Source organism: Enterococcus sp. AZ109 (genome assembly GCF_051714625.1).
In the GTDB taxonomy this organism is placed as follows: Bacteria; Bacillota; Bacilli; order Lactobacillales; family Enterococcaceae; genus Enterococcus_A.
Genome location: NZ_JBIOSF010000001.1, coordinates 3,300,653 through 3,313,739, shown reverse-complemented (window position 1 = coordinate 3,313,739; position 13,087 = coordinate 3,300,653). Strand labels below are relative to the sequence as shown.

The following is a 13,087-nucleotide window of genomic DNA, read 5'->3' as shown; positions in this document are numbered from 1 at the left end:
GATACTCTGCTGTTAAAATTTACGGAAGCGTTGATAGCGTTTTTCTATCAAGGCTTCGGTTGAATATTCACTTAATTTTTCTAATGTTTCAATCAATGATTTTTTCATCATTCTCAGGATCTTTTCTTGCGATAATTTCTCACCCCTGAAGGTTTCAGGAATTATTTTATCAATCACTGCCAACTCCATTAGATCTGCTGCAGTAATTTTCATCAACTCAGCTGCTTCTTCTGAACGTTTGCCATCTTTCCATAAAATAGATGCAAAGCCTTCTGGAGATAGAATTGCATAAATACTATGTTCCATCATCCATACTTCATCCGCGACAGCTAATGCTAGCGCCCCACCACTTCCACCTTCACCAGTAATAATCGAAATAATCGGAACCTTTAAATCAGACATTTCTAACAAGTTACGGGCAATCGCTTCACCTTCGCCTCTTTCCTCGGCTTCAACGCCGCAAAAAGCACCCGGTGTATTTACAAAGCAAAGAACCGGACGACCAAATTTTTCCGCTTGCTTCATTAGGCGTAATGCCTTACGATAGCCTTCAGGATTTGGTTGTCCAAAGTTTCGTTCCATATTTTCTTTCAGATTCGCACCTTTTTGAACACCGATAACTGTTACTGGTTTTCCTTGCAGATATGCAATACCACCAACAATGGCTGGATCATCCCCGTACAAACGATCGCCATGGAATTCTTGAAACCCTTCAAACAATTGGTCAAAAAAGTCTAAACTAGTTAACCGTTCAGTTGATCGGGCCAATTTAACGACCTCTCCAGCTGTCAGACTCATTTTTGACACCATCCTTTAACTTGATGAAGATCCAACAATTCAGCCAATCGCTTCTTCAATGCAGTACGCGGAACAATCTGATCGATAAAACCGTGACTCAGTAAAAATTCTGCTTTTTGAAAATCATCTGGAAGCTTTTGATGAATCGTCTGCTCAATAACTCGGCGACCAGCAAAGCCTACTAACGTTTGTGGTTCAGCCAAAATCAAGTCACCTTCCATTGCAAAGCTAGCAGTAACACCGCCTGTGGTTGGATCAGTTAAGACGGTAATATACAAAAGGCCCGCATTACTATGACGTTTGACAGCAGCGGACACTTTAGCCATCTGCATTAATGAAAAAATACCTTCTTGCATTCGAGCACCACCAGAAGCTGTAAACAAAACAACTGGCAATTTTTCTTTTGTTGCTCGCTCAAATAAACGGGTAATTTTTTCACCGACAATTGTTCCCATACTACCCATAATAAAATTGGTATCCATGACACCAATTGCGGTTGGGCGTCCTTCAATTAGAGCTTTACCAGTTAGGACTGCTTCATCTAACCCAGTCTTTTCTTTCGTTTTGGCTAGTTTCTCTTCGTAATCAGGAAAATTGATGGGATTCTTAGCAGGAAGTTGATTGTCCCATTCTTCTAAGCTCTTTTCATCAATTGTGATCGCGAGTCTTTCCCACGCACTTATGCGGAAGCTATATCCGCAATGAGGACATACTTTCTCATCACCCATTTCCTTCTTATATAAGGTTCGCTTACAATTAGGACACTTGGCCCATGTATTGTCTGGAACAGAAGGTTTACTTGCGGGAGTTAGATCACGATTGGGATTGATACGAATATAATTTTTCTTTTTATTGAAAAGTCCCATCTATTTTCCTCCTACTCACTTTCCTGCCATTCAGGTAAGAAAGTCGTCTGTAAAAAGCTGGTATCATAATCACCAAACAATACATTTGGATGGCTGATTAAATCCATTTGAAATTCTACATTGGTCGTTACACCTTCGGAAACAAATTCTCCTAGTGCACGCTGCATTTTCATTAAGGCATCTAGACGGTCCTCACCATGAACAATAATTTTAGCAATCATCGAGTCGTAATAAGGAGGAATAGTTACGCCACTATACATAGCGCTATCTACTCTTAGACCTAATCCACCGCTAGGTAACAATAAGGTATGAATTTTACCAGGAGAAGGGGCAAAGTTAAATGCAGGATTTTCAGCATTGATTCGGCATTCAATCGAATGACCATTAAATGTTACATCCTTTTGTTCTAAGCCAATTGGTTCTCCTGATGCAATTTTAATCTGTTTTTTGACAATGTCAATACCAGTAATCATTTCAGTGATCGGATGTTCCACCTGGATACGTGTATTCATTTCCATAAAGTAGAAGTTTCCCGTTTCGTCTCTTAAAAATTCAATGGTTCCAGCACTCTCATAATTGACAGCTTTACCGGCTTTAACAGCAATTGAGCCTAGCATATCTCGTTGCTCTTGATCAATCACAATCGAGGGCGCTTCTTCCAAAACTTTTTGGTTATTACGCTGCAAAGAACAATCACGCTCACCTAAGTGAATAACATTGCCCGCTTGATCTCCTAAAATTTGTACTTCAATATGGCGTGCAGGATAAATGATTTTTTCCAAATACATGGAATCATCGCCAAAGGCTGCTTTTGCTTCTGATTTAGCAGAAGTAAAATTCTTTTCTAATTCTGATTTTTTCAGAACTTTTCGAATTCCTTTGCCGCCACCGCCAGCTGCAGCTTTAAGCATAACCGGATAACCCACTGCATCAGCAATCTTTTCGGCTTCTTCCAATGTATAGATAGCTCCATCGCTTCCTGGGATAACCGGAACTCCTGCATCCTTCATTAATTGACGTGCGTGGATTTTATTGCCCATCGCATCGATAGTTGTTTCACTTGGACCAATAAATTTAATACTGCATTCGCGGCACATCGTAGCAAATAAACTGTTTTCAGATAAAAATCCAAAACCAGGATGAATCGCTTCTGAATTGGTGACAATAGCTGCACTTAAAATCGCCTGCATATTTAAATAAGAGTCGGCAGACCGTGCTGGACCGATGCATATTGCTTCATCAGCCATTTCAGTATGCAGTGCTTCCTTGTCTGCTTCGGAATAAACTGCGACAGTTTGAATTCCCAATTCGCGGCAAGCGCGGATGATTCGCACCGCAATCTCGCCCCGATTGGCAATCAATATTTTTGAAAACATAGACATCTATCCAATCATAAAGGTCAATTCTGCTTCGGCTACCTTTTTGCCGTCAACCCGTGCGATTCCTTTGCCGCAGCCAGCAGAAGAACGAACTTTGGTTAGTTCAATTTCAATTTCTAATGTATCACCAGGCACAACTTTTTTACGGAATTTTGCTTTATCAATTCCGCCAAAATAAGCCGTTTTCCCTTTAAATTCATCCATTGATAATAGTGCGACTGCGCCGGCTTGAGCCATTGCTTCTACAATTAATACCCCTGGCATTACTGGTTCATGAGGGAAATGTCCTTGGAAAAATGGTTCATTAATTGAAACATTCTTTTTAGCTACAATCGATTTTCCTGGTTCTACGCTCTCTACACGGTCAATTAACAGCATAGGGTAACGGTGAGGAATGATCTCTTTAATCTCTTCAATAGTCATCATATGTTTTCACTCCTAGTTCATTTTGGTAAATAATTTAACTGATGCGGAATAATGGTTGTCCAAATTCCACAACATCTTCATTTTCAACGAGTATTTCAGCAATCGTACCATCAAAGTCACTAACTACTTCGTTTAACAGTTTCATCGCTTCAATAATACAAACGGTATCTCCTTTTTTCACCGAATCACCAGTTTGTTTAAAAGCTGGTTGTTCTGGAGATGGTTGCAGGTAAACAACGCCAACAATTGGTGATACAATTATTTTACCAGATTCTTGTTGTGTTGCGTTGGTTGTGTCAATAGTTTGTTCAACTGGAGCAGCATCTTGTGGCTGCTTTGCGGAAACCTTTTCTATTTCAACAGTCGGCGTAGTCTGCCGACTTGTTTGATTCTTATTCATGTATAACGCAAAACTGCCTTCATGAAGGTCAAATTCAGTTAAAGTAGAGCGATCAAACTGCTCCATCAATTCTTTGACTTCTTTGATATCCATCTTGACTAAGCCTCCCAGCGCTTCAGACAAATCACTGCATTGTGTCCGCCAAAGCCTAATGAATTGCTTACCGCATAATTCACAGGTGTTTCTTTCGCTTCATTCACAACAATGTTGGCTTCGATTTCAGGGTCAACTTCCTGAATATTAGCAGTTGGTGGAATAAACTGCTCTTGCAATGCTAATAGAGTCGCAACTGCCTCAACACCACCAGCTCCACCTAATAGATGTCCTGTTAATGATTTTGTGCTGCTTACGTATGCATTCTCAGTCAACGCTTGAGCAATTGCTTTGCTTTCAGCTTTGTCATTTGCTTGGGTGCTTGTTCCGTGAGCATTTACATAGTTTACTTCAGATGGCTCAATTTGCGCCTCTTGCACAGCTAAAGTGATTGCTCTTGCTGCACCGTCGCCTTCAGGATCTGGGGCAGTCATGTGGTAGGCATCACATGTTGCACCGTAACCTACAACTTCGCCTAAAATAGTTGCACCACGCTGTTGGGCATGCTCAAGCGATTCTAAAATCAATACTCCTGCTCCTTCACCCATAACAAATCCGTTACGCTCTTTATCAAAAGGAATAGAAGCACGAGAAGCATCTGTTGAATTGCTTAAAGCGGTTAATGCAGCAAATCCAGAAATACCAATCTTATTAATACATGATTCAGCACCGCCTGCGACCATTACATCGGCATAGCCATGTTTAATATTACGGAAAGCTTCTCCAATTGAATGAGTTCCGCTGGCGCAAGCTGTAACAGTACAAGTACAAATACCTTTAGCACCAATTCTTAGAGCAACATTTCCAGCTGCCATATTTACAATAGCTAATGGAACAAACATTGGTGATACGCGACCCGGACCTTTAGCATCCATACGTAATACTTGGTCTTGGATAGTCCCAAGTCCGCCAATTCCAGAGCCGATCATTACACCCATACGCTCCATATCTTCGTCTTCAGTATTAATACCACTCATTTTCAAAGCTTCCAAAGCTGCATAAATAGCATATAGAGAGTACTGCTCCATACGTTTAGTGTCTTTTTTTACAAAGTATCTATCTAAAAGAAAATCTTTTACTTCTGCCGCCATAGTAATTCCTGTTTCAGAAGCATCAAACTGCTGAATAGGACCAATGCCGTGATTTCCTTGCTTCAAATTTGTTAAAAATGTTTCTTTGTCATTGCCAATCGGTGATACAACACCATATCCGGTAATTACAACGCGATTCATTTTCATCATCCTTTCTTTACATGACCATGCCGCCATCGACATTGATCACTTGACCTGTGAGATACGGACTTTGGGCTAAGAACACTGCGGCTTTAGCTACATCTTCAACACTTCCATAGCGTTTTAATGGGATTTGTCCTTCGATTTGCTCTTTGATTTTGTCGCTTAACTGATCTGTCATTTCCGTAGAAATAAAGCCAGGAGCTAATGCGTTACACGTAATTCCTCTAGGGGCTGCTTCACGAGCAACTGCCTTGGTAAAGCCAATTACACCAGCCTTGCTGGCTGCGTAATTACTCTGTCCAACATTGCCAATTTGCCCGATAACACTGGCCATGTTTATAATGGCCCCGCTGCGTTGTTTCATCATCTGTTTCAATACTTGTTGTGTCATATTAAAAGTCCCTTTAAGGTTAATATCTATACAAGCATCAAATTCTTCTGGCTTCATCCGCAACAGTAATTTGTCTTGAGTAATTCCAGCATTATTGATCAAAATATCGATTGAACCAAGTACATCGTTAGCTTCAGCGATCATTCTGCCAGCATCTTCAAAAGAGCTGATATCTCCGCTAACACAGATGCATTTCACACCGTTTGACTCAATTTCAGATACTTTTTCAGCGGCGATTTCTTTTCGACCATTTAATACAATATTGGCCCCTTGCTTAGCAAAAGCTTGAGCAATTCCCCAGCCAATTCCACGGCTGCTGCCGGTAACAAAGACATTCTTATTCGTTAATTCCATTAGTTCCTCCCATTAATTGGATTGTTTCTTGCAATGTTTGTCCATCTTCTACACGGCTGGTTTGAATCGAACGATCGATTTTTTTGATAAAGCCTGACAATGTTTTGCCTGGACCTATTTCAATCATTCGTTCAATGCCCATCTCTTTTAATCGAATAATACTATCACTAAAACGTACCGGAGACATGACTTGTTTGGTTAATAAAGATACAATATCTGATTCGGACATCTCTTTAGCCGTTGTATTCGAAATGACTGGACACTGCATAGAATGGAATGTAACTTCCTGCAATTCCTTATTTAGTTTACGACTAGCTGGCTCAAGTAATGCAGTATGGAAAGGTCCACTAACATTCAGTGGAATCATTCGCTTAACGCCAGCTGCTTTGAGTAGTTCTTCAGCTTTTTCGACTGCAGCTACTTCACCACCGATTACAATTTGCTGCGGTGTGTTGTAATTTGCAGGAGAGACTATCCCAACTGCAGATGCTTGTTGGCAGCAGTCTTCAATTACTTCAGCAGAAGCATTTAAGACAGCTACCATTTTGCCACTTCCACTTGGTGCTGCTGCACTCATATACCGTCCACGTTTCTGGACTAACTGAACAGCATCGCCAAATTCTAAAGCACCTGCTGCAACCAAAGCTGTATATTCACCTAAGCTTAATCCAGCAACCGCATCTTTAGTTAGTCCCATTTTTTCTAGTACTCGTAAAAAGGCTGTACTAACTGTTAGAATAGCTGGCTGCGTATACTCAGTTTCATTAATATTTTGATTTTCTTCAAAACATAATTGACTCATGGAATAGCCTAATAAGTCACTTGCTTCTTCAAAGGTTTGACGAACAATCTCTTCTTGTTGATAAAGTTCTTTGCCCATACCTACATATTGAGCTCCTTGGCCACTAAATAAGAATGCTGTTTTCATATATATTTTCTCCTAATATAAGGAAAGGCCAGGCTCTCGCCTAGCCCTTAGTCCTTTATGCGTTTTGTTGTTTTTCTACGTAGTCAACTAAATCTTTAACAGTAGTAATGCCATCTTCTGTTTCAATCTTCACATCAAATTCGTCTTCGATTTCATTGATAATTTGGAATAGATCTAAGCTGTCTGCTTCCAAATCTTCTTGAATATTGGTTGTTAATTCAACCTTTTCTTTTTCTACACCTAGTTCTTCTACGATAATTTCTTGGATTTTTTCAAAAGTCATGAGTTGTTTCCTCCATTTATTTTTCTTTAAATTATTTGTAAACAGTTATAGCTCCAGCAACAAATTGCCCCAGGCGAGTCCGCCACCATAACCTGTTAATACCACTTTTTGTGTACCGTCAAACTGAATCTTGCCCTCTTCAACTAATTCATCCAACAAAATCGGAATGCTAGCTGCAGATGTGTTGCCATAATTGGCTAGGTTCATTGGGAATTTTTCAATTGGTTCTTTTAATTTCTTAGCCATCTTCTCAATAATTCGTCGATTGGCCTGATGAAACAAATACAGATCAATTGGTTCTTCTTCAGTGAATGCTTGCAAATCCTTAACAACATCATTTAACGCAAAATTCCAAATTCCTCGTCCATCCATTGTTAAGCCAGCCGGACTTTCTTCTTGGTAATAATGTGTTTGTGTTGGACGAAAGCCAGCAACCAGAGAATCGGACCTCTCACCATCTGCGCGTAGTACTTGACGAATAATTGATGGTTTATCATCAGCCTCTAGCAAAACGCCTGCTGCACCATCTCCAAAAAGAACTGCTGTTGAACGATCTTCCCAGTCAAGTAGCTTAGAAGTCTTTTCACCGCCAATGACGATGCCACACTTTAACCCAGTACGAATGAAATTTTCAGCAGTTGCTAAGGCATAAACAAAACCAGCACAGGCTGCAGCAAGATCAAACGCCATGGCTCCATGTGCTCCAATTCTTCCTTGCACCTGGCAAGCGACAGAAGGAGAAGAATAATCTGGAGACATTGTTGCAACTATAATAAAATCCAACGAAGCAGGATCTATTTGTTTTTTTGCCAGTAGCTTGCGTGCCACCTCTGTACATAAATCGGAAGTATTTTCTTCTTTAGCAATATGTCGCTGCTTTATACCAGTACGTGATTGAATCCACTCATCAGATGTATCCATCCATTGAGCTAAATCATCATTTGTTACGATGTTATCGGGAAGGTAGCGAGCAGTCGCTGAAATTTTTCCATATTGGTTGATACTCATTTGATTTCCTCTAAATATTCATTAAGATTTTTCAATGCACGTAAGAAAACTTCTTGTTCCTCTGTGTTCAAGCCTTCTGTTGCATGGCGAACCATTTCAAGGTGAAAATGCTGATGAACTCGGAAAACAAGTTTTCCCTTTTTAGTCAAAGACAGCTTCACTACTCTACGATCATCCTCGCTACGAATACGTTCAACGTATCCTTTTTTAACTAAGCGGTTAATCGAAGTTGTCAGTGTCCCCACGGTAACTAAAAGTTCTCTAGCAACTTCAGTCGTCGTTTTCTTTTTGTACATGCCGATCGCATCAATCGTATGCATTTCAGTAATTGTTAGATCACTAAATCTTGATTTTTTTAATTCGTTTTCTTCAATTGACAGAACGTCATTGAAGATTGTTACTAAGTAAGTATTCATTTCTTCCCAATTGTGTTCCATTTTACCTCACCCAATTAGTTTGACATTCAAATCATTTGATGATCAAACTATATCCTATTTTTATTTTCAATGCAAGTCGATTTTTGGATTTTACAGAAAATTGATTTTGTAAATCCTAAGGTCTATTATGTAATAGCTTTTAAAAAGCTTTGATAATCAAAGCTTTTTGCTTGAATTAAGTCACCACAAAGCGTATCGCTTCTATCTAAAATATCCGCTTTTTATTTTATAAGATTTTCTAAACAAGAACTGGCAACTAGCTCATTATACAGGGAGCTTTTTTTCAACACAACAAAATATCAGTTTTATTCTCATACACACACCATCCTACCAAACCTTATGAATCATGATCAGTTGAAACATGATCTAGTTTTCACATTATGTAAACTGCAAAAAGTAGGACTGGCAACTACTTCATTTTTAGGTATTAATTTTTCCAAGGAAAAATTAGTCTGATTTTCACCTCGAGTACCATCCTACCAGACCTTATGAATCATGATCAGTTGAAACATGATCTAGTTTTCACATTATGTAAACTGCAAAAAGTAGGACTGGCAAAAAAAGCGACCAACTTTAGCTGGTCACTTCTGCTTTATTTTCGATGCATTGGAATTTCATTATTATTAGGATGAACCAATAAGTATTGAATAACGTCAATATTACTTGCTTGGAATGATGCAGCACACGCTTGCAGATATAGATCCCACATTCGGTAAAATGTTTCATCTTTCTGTGCTAAAACCTGATCTTTTACACCTTGGAAGTTCTTCGTCCAATGTTCTAATGTCAACTGATAATCTCGACGTAAACTTTCTAAATCTAGCAATTGCAAATGGTTTTCTGTCATATGGCTTACAAGTTCTGTCACACCAGGAACATAGCCACCTGGGAAGATATACTTATTAATCCAAGCGTTTTTAGCACCACCTTGTTGACGACTGATTCCATGAATAAGTGCAGTGCCCTTTGCGGTTAGATTTTTTTCTATTACATTAAAGTACTCTTGTAAGTTTTCAGAGCCCACATGTTCAAACATTCCTACACTTGTGATATGATCGTAAGCTTCGCCTTTTAAATCGCGGTAATCCATTAAACGAACTGATACTTGATCCTCAAGGTGTTCTTTTTCAATAATTGCTTGGATGTGATGGTATTGCTCTTCGCTCAAAGTAATACCAGAAGCCTTCACACCATATTCTTTGGCAGCAATCAAGATTAATGTGCCCCAGCCACAACCGATATCCAGCAGTGTTTCACCGGGCTGAATAAATAGTTTATCCAAAATATGATGAACTTTGTTAATTTGCGCTTGCTCCAGTGTATCTTCAGGTGTAGCAAAATAGGCACAAGAATAAGTTAATGTTGGGTCAAGCCATAGTTCGTAGAAATCATTTCCTAAATCATAGTGACTATGGATATCTGATTGCGATTGTTTCTTTGTATGCTTTTCTTTTGGCAACCATTTTTTAAAATTTTTATTATGGAAAAATCCCTCTGCTTGATTATATACATCGTAAATAAGCTCTTGTAAATCTCCTTCAATTTCCAAACGTTTTTCCATATAAGCTTCACCTAAAGCCAATGAAGCATTGTTCATTAACTCCTTAACAGGAATTTTTTCATGAAATATAATTTTAAAAGCTGGGTCTCCCGAAGTTTCCCCGTATTCTTTTACACTGCCATCCCAAAATGTAACTTGCGTTTTCTTAGAAAAAGATGGTTTAAATAACTGATTGTAAACTTCTTTGTCTAACATTCTAATTCCTCCACTTCTAATTACATACTCTATAATTATCCAAATCGGAAATAACTTCAAATAATATGCAACTTAGAGAAATCAAAAAAACTCACCGATAATTTTTGCCGCAGTTCAGCAGAAACCATTGGTGAGAATATTTATCTGGTTAAGGCAGTAAACAATACTTTTAACCCATACTCATTTTTATAAAATAAAAAACGGGTTTCCCCGTTTTATTATTGAATCAAATCATAAATTTCCATTGCTACGATGTCAATGTTATCAAACTGATATGTTTGCTTGCTATCGCTTTCGGTTAATTCGAATGTTTCAGTCGTGCTATCGTAAGTTACCGTGCATTTTTCGACTCCATCTTTTTCAAAACGGCGAACTTGAACTTCGTTATCGGTTGATTCTGTCATAGCTTCCAAGCGTTTAATAATGGCAACTAATTGCGAGTGTTTCATCTAGGTGCCTCCCTTCCAATCATTCTGTATTATTGTATCAAATCAGACTCTATCTTGCATTGTTTTTACCAAATTAATTATTAATTTTTGTCAAAGCTCACTTTGCCTTCTGGCCACCACAGCTTAATCAACGCTTGGGTACCGTCATTCTGATACCCCTCTTTAGCGAGTTGATCATAAAGCTGCTCTGCTAGCTTGGTTGCAGGAAGTTCTAAATTCATCTGCTTTGCTTCGTCTAAAGCTATTCTCAAGTCCTTAACAAAATGTTTAACGAAGAAACCTGGAGTGTAATCTTCATTTAAAATACGTGGTCCATAATTTACCATTGACCAGTTCTCAGCAGCCCCTCCACCAAGTGTTTGTAAAACTTGAGGTAGATTTAGTCCGGCCTCTTGTGCGTATACGAGCATCTCACTCATTCCAATCATCGTTCCGGCAACCATTATTTGATTCGCCATTTTTGTATGTTGTCCACTTCCAGCTTTACCATGCAATGAAACAGATTTCCCCATAATCTCAAACAAAGGGACTACTTTAGCATAGGTTTGTTGATTACCACCTACCATAATAGTCAAGGTTGCATTTTTAGCGCCGAGATCCCCTCCAGAAACTGGTGCATCCAATGCATCTGCGCCTTTTTCTACGGCTGTTTTCTGAATTTTTTTTGCTAAAGTCGGTGTTGAAGTAGTTAAGTCTACGAAAATTTTATTTTGAACACTGACAGTGAAAATCCCATTCTCCTTGTAGTAAATTTCTTCTACATCATTGGGGTAGCCTACCATAGTAAAAGTGACTTCAGCATTTTCAGCTACTTTTGCAGGAGTATCTTGCCATACAGCACCTTTCTCAATTAACTCGTCCGCTTTACTTTTCGTACGATTATACACATGAACTGCGTGCCCAGAACTTAACAGATGTTCAACAATTGCTTTTCCCATAACACCTGTACCGATGAATCCTACCATAACTTTAATCCCTCCTAAAATGACTAAATCCATCTCTAGTATACCTTAAGAGATGGATTTAAACCTTATTTATCGACTGAATTTTTAAATGAAGCAATCTTTACACGGACTTTTTCTACCGGTCGTTTTTGACTTAGTAACGATTTTTGATGGTTTTTTTGATAATACTCGATCATTTCCTGATAAAAATCATATATTTCATCGCCAAATTTTTGAGCTGAGATTTCGATCAATTTTCTTTCTTTCAGCTTATCATCTAGAACTAATCCTTTACGAACATAGTCGATCAAAGTATCAGAAAAGTCTTCATCTTTCGAAAATGTAACTCCCAAACGTTCATCATCTAATAGTGCTTCCAAATAGTCGTTTCCTTCTACTATACATTGAGTACCTGATGCTAGAGCTTCAGCATAGGTTAATCCTTGAGTTTCTGTTGTTGAAGCACTAACAAAATAGTCTGCTGCCCTATAATAGACAGCTACTTGATCGTGAGGAATTTCCCCTGTGAATTGAACAAAGTCATGTAAATCAAGTTCTGCTACTAGCTCTTCCAACGCTTCTCTATGCGGTCCTTTTCCGACAATTACCAGTCGGGCATTTGGCAGACTTTCTAGTATCTTAGGGAACTGTTGCACAATCACCTGAATATTCTTCTCATAAGCAACCCGACTTAATGATAAAATCATCAGTTGATCATTTGTAATACCTAATTGCATCCGTAAATCGGCCAACATCTGATCGGTAATATCTTGACGAACAAACCCTTCTATTTTAATCCCCGTCGGAATAATACGCATGGGGATATCAACTTCATAGCGTTTCATTGTATTAACAACGCGTTGGCTGGGACAAACCACCCCCGTCGAACGATTGACAAACATTCGAATAAAGTGCTTAACATGGGTTGGTCGCACAACCTTCCCATTTGCAATATAATGTAAATAATCTTCATACATCGTGTGGTACGTGTGAATCACCGGAATTTTCAAACGACTGCCTACCATTTTACCTAGCAATCCTGCACCAAATTCGGTGTGTGTGTGGATTAACTCTAGCTCTAATTCTTTAGCAATTTGATAGGCAAACCACATTCCGCGGACAACGATCCTACGGTCTGTAAATGAGATAAATGGAACACTAGGCATCCTTACGATATCTTTTTCAAGGGATTCCGCATCTGGATCGGTTGTAGTAAATATATAAACTTCGTGGCCCTTATTCTCCAACTCATCCTTTAATGTTTTGATTGATGTCGCCACTCCGCTGACTTGCGGAAAATAGGTATCTGTAAAAAAACCAATACGCACAGTTACTCCTCC

General features: G+C 38.9%; 15 protein-coding genes. All 15 read right to left on the bottom strand.

Annotation, left to right across the window (positions count from 1 at the left end):
* Positions 1 to 12 precede the first annotated feature (12 nt).
* The gene (locus IGI42_RS16355) at positions 13 to 798 is read right to left on the bottom strand and encodes an acetyl-CoA carboxylase carboxyl transferase subunit alpha (RefSeq protein ID WP_438716933.1); all 786 of its coding nucleotides are present in this window, start codon (positions 796 to 798) and stop codon (positions 13 to 15) included.
* Positions 795 to 1,664: an acetyl-CoA carboxylase, carboxyltransferase subunit beta gene (accD, locus tag IGI42_RS16350; RefSeq protein WP_438716932.1), complete on the bottom strand. Its 870-nt coding sequence runs from the start codon at positions 1,662 to 1,664 to the stop codon at positions 795 to 797. Before accD ends, IGI42_RS16355 begins: the two co-directional genes overlap by 4 nt.
* An 11-nt stretch (positions 1,665 to 1,675) precedes the next feature.
* Positions 1,676 to 3,040 (bottom strand): acetyl-CoA carboxylase biotin carboxylase subunit, encoded by a 1,365-nt coding sequence (locus IGI42_RS16345; RefSeq protein ID WP_438716931.1) that lies wholly within the window; start codon positions 3,038 to 3,040, stop codon positions 1,676 to 1,678.
* 6 nt (positions 3,041 to 3,046) lie between these two features.
* Complete coding sequence (gene fabZ / locus IGI42_RS16340) at positions 3,047 to 3,466, bottom strand: 3-hydroxyacyl-ACP dehydratase FabZ (RefSeq protein ID WP_034694593.1); 420 nt, start codon at positions 3,464 to 3,466, stop codon at positions 3,047 to 3,049.
* Between the two features lie 37 nt (positions 3,467 to 3,503).
* Positions 3,504 to 3,962, bottom strand: coding sequence for an acetyl-CoA carboxylase biotin carboxyl carrier protein (gene accB, locus IGI42_RS16335; RefSeq protein WP_438716930.1), 459 nt, complete (start codon positions 3,960 to 3,962; stop codon positions 3,504 to 3,506).
* A 5-nt stretch (positions 3,963 to 3,967) separates the two neighbouring features.
* Positions 3,968 to 5,194: a beta-ketoacyl-ACP synthase II gene (gene fabF, locus IGI42_RS16330; RefSeq protein WP_438716929.1), complete on the bottom strand. Its 1,227-nt coding sequence runs from the start codon at positions 5,192 to 5,194 to the stop codon at positions 3,968 to 3,970.
* 16 nt (positions 5,195 to 5,210) lie between these two features.
* Entirely contained in the window at positions 5,211 to 5,942 is a 732-nt protein-coding gene (gene fabG, locus IGI42_RS16325) for a 3-oxoacyl-[acyl-carrier-protein] reductase (protein ID WP_438716928.1), read from the bottom strand.
* The gene (gene fabD / locus IGI42_RS16320; RefSeq protein WP_438716927.1) at positions 5,926 to 6,870 is read right to left on the bottom strand and encodes an ACP S-malonyltransferase; all 945 of its coding nucleotides are present in this window, start codon (positions 6,868 to 6,870) and stop codon (positions 5,926 to 5,928) included. Before fabD ends, fabG begins: the two co-directional genes overlap by 17 nt.
* A 55-nt stretch (positions 6,871 to 6,925) precedes the next feature.
* Entirely contained in the window at positions 6,926 to 7,153 is a 228-nt protein-coding gene (locus IGI42_RS16315; RefSeq protein WP_438716926.1) for an acyl carrier protein, read from the bottom strand.
* Between the two features lie 45 nt (positions 7,154 to 7,198).
* The gene (locus IGI42_RS16310; protein WP_438717065.1) at positions 7,199 to 8,155 is read right to left on the bottom strand and encodes a beta-ketoacyl-ACP synthase III; all 957 of its coding nucleotides are present in this window, start codon (positions 8,153 to 8,155) and stop codon (positions 7,199 to 7,201) included.
* 2 nt (positions 8,156 to 8,157) lie between these two features.
* Positions 8,158 to 8,598, bottom strand: a complete 441-nt coding sequence (gene fabT / locus IGI42_RS16305) for a fatty acid biosynthesis transcriptional regulator FabT (RefSeq protein WP_438716925.1) — start codon at positions 8,596 to 8,598, stop codon at positions 8,158 to 8,160.
* A 592-nt stretch (positions 8,599 to 9,190) separates the two neighbouring features.
* A complete protein-coding gene (locus IGI42_RS16300; RefSeq protein ID WP_438716924.1) occupies positions 9,191 to 10,354 on the bottom strand; it encodes a class I SAM-dependent methyltransferase in 1,164 nt (387 codons plus the stop codon).
* A gap of 218 nt (positions 10,355 to 10,572) precedes the next feature.
* A complete protein-coding gene (locus tag IGI42_RS16295; protein WP_010759540.1) occupies positions 10,573 to 10,803 on the bottom strand; it encodes a YkuJ family protein in 231 nt (76 codons plus the stop codon).
* A gap of 80 nt (positions 10,804 to 10,883) precedes the next feature.
* Complete coding sequence (locus IGI42_RS16290) at positions 10,884 to 11,768, bottom strand: NAD(P)-dependent oxidoreductase (RefSeq protein ID WP_438716923.1); 885 nt, start codon at positions 11,766 to 11,768, stop codon at positions 10,884 to 10,886.
* Between the two features lie 65 nt (positions 11,769 to 11,833).
* The gene (locus IGI42_RS16285) at positions 11,834 to 13,075 is read right to left on the bottom strand and encodes a glycosyltransferase family 4 protein (protein ID WP_438716922.1); all 1,242 of its coding nucleotides are present in this window, start codon (positions 13,073 to 13,075) and stop codon (positions 11,834 to 11,836) included.
* Between the last annotated feature and the right edge of the window lie 12 nt (positions 13,076 to 13,087).

What these genes read in the sequence shown, in the direction of transcription:
- IGI42_RS16355 (WP_438716933.1), bottom strand. Translation starts at nt 798, where the DNA reads ATGAGTCTGACAGCTGGAGAGGTCGTTAAATTGGCCCGATCAACTGAA.
- fabZ (WP_034694593.1), bottom strand. Translation starts at nt 3,466, where the DNA reads ATGACTATTGAAGAGATTAAAGAGATCATTCCTCACCGTTACCCTATG.
- IGI42_RS16290 (WP_438716923.1), bottom strand. Translation starts at nt 11,768, where the DNA reads ATGGTAGGATTCATCGGTACAGGTGTTATGGGAAAAGCAATTGTTGAA.
- IGI42_RS16300 (WP_438716924.1), bottom strand. Translation starts at nt 10,354, where the DNA reads ATGTTAGACAAAGAAGTTTACAATCAGTTATTTAAACCATCTTTTTCT.
- fabG (WP_438716928.1), bottom strand. Translation starts at nt 5,942, where the DNA reads ATGGAATTAACGAATAAGAATGTCTTTGTTACCGGCAGCAGCCGTGGA.
- accB (WP_438716930.1), bottom strand. Translation starts at nt 3,962, where the DNA reads ATGGATATCAAAGAAGTCAAAGAATTGATGGAGCAGTTTGATCGCTCT.
- fabT (WP_438716925.1), bottom strand. Translation starts at nt 8,598, where the DNA reads ATGGAACACAATTGGGAAGAAATGAATACTTACTTAGTAACAATCTTC.
- accD (WP_438716932.1), bottom strand. Translation starts at nt 1,664, where the DNA reads ATGGGACTTTTCAATAAAAAGAAAAATTATATTCGTATCAATCCCAAT.
- IGI42_RS16345 (WP_438716931.1), bottom strand. Translation starts at nt 3,040, where the DNA reads ATGTTTTCAAAAATATTGATTGCCAATCGGGGCGAGATTGCGGTGCGA.
- IGI42_RS16295 (WP_010759540.1), bottom strand. Translation starts at nt 10,803, where the DNA reads ATGAAACACTCGCAATTAGTTGCCATTATTAAACGCTTGGAAGCTATG.
- fabF (WP_438716929.1), bottom strand. Translation starts at nt 5,194, where the DNA reads ATGAATCGCGTTGTAATTACCGGATATGGTGTTGTATCACCGATTGGC.
- IGI42_RS16315 (WP_438716926.1), bottom strand. Translation starts at nt 7,153, where the DNA reads ATGACTTTTGAAAAAATCCAAGAAATTATCGTAGAAGAACTAGGTGTA.
- fabD (WP_438716927.1), bottom strand. Translation starts at nt 6,870, where the DNA reads ATGAAAACAGCATTCTTATTTAGTGGCCAAGGAGCTCAATATGTAGGT.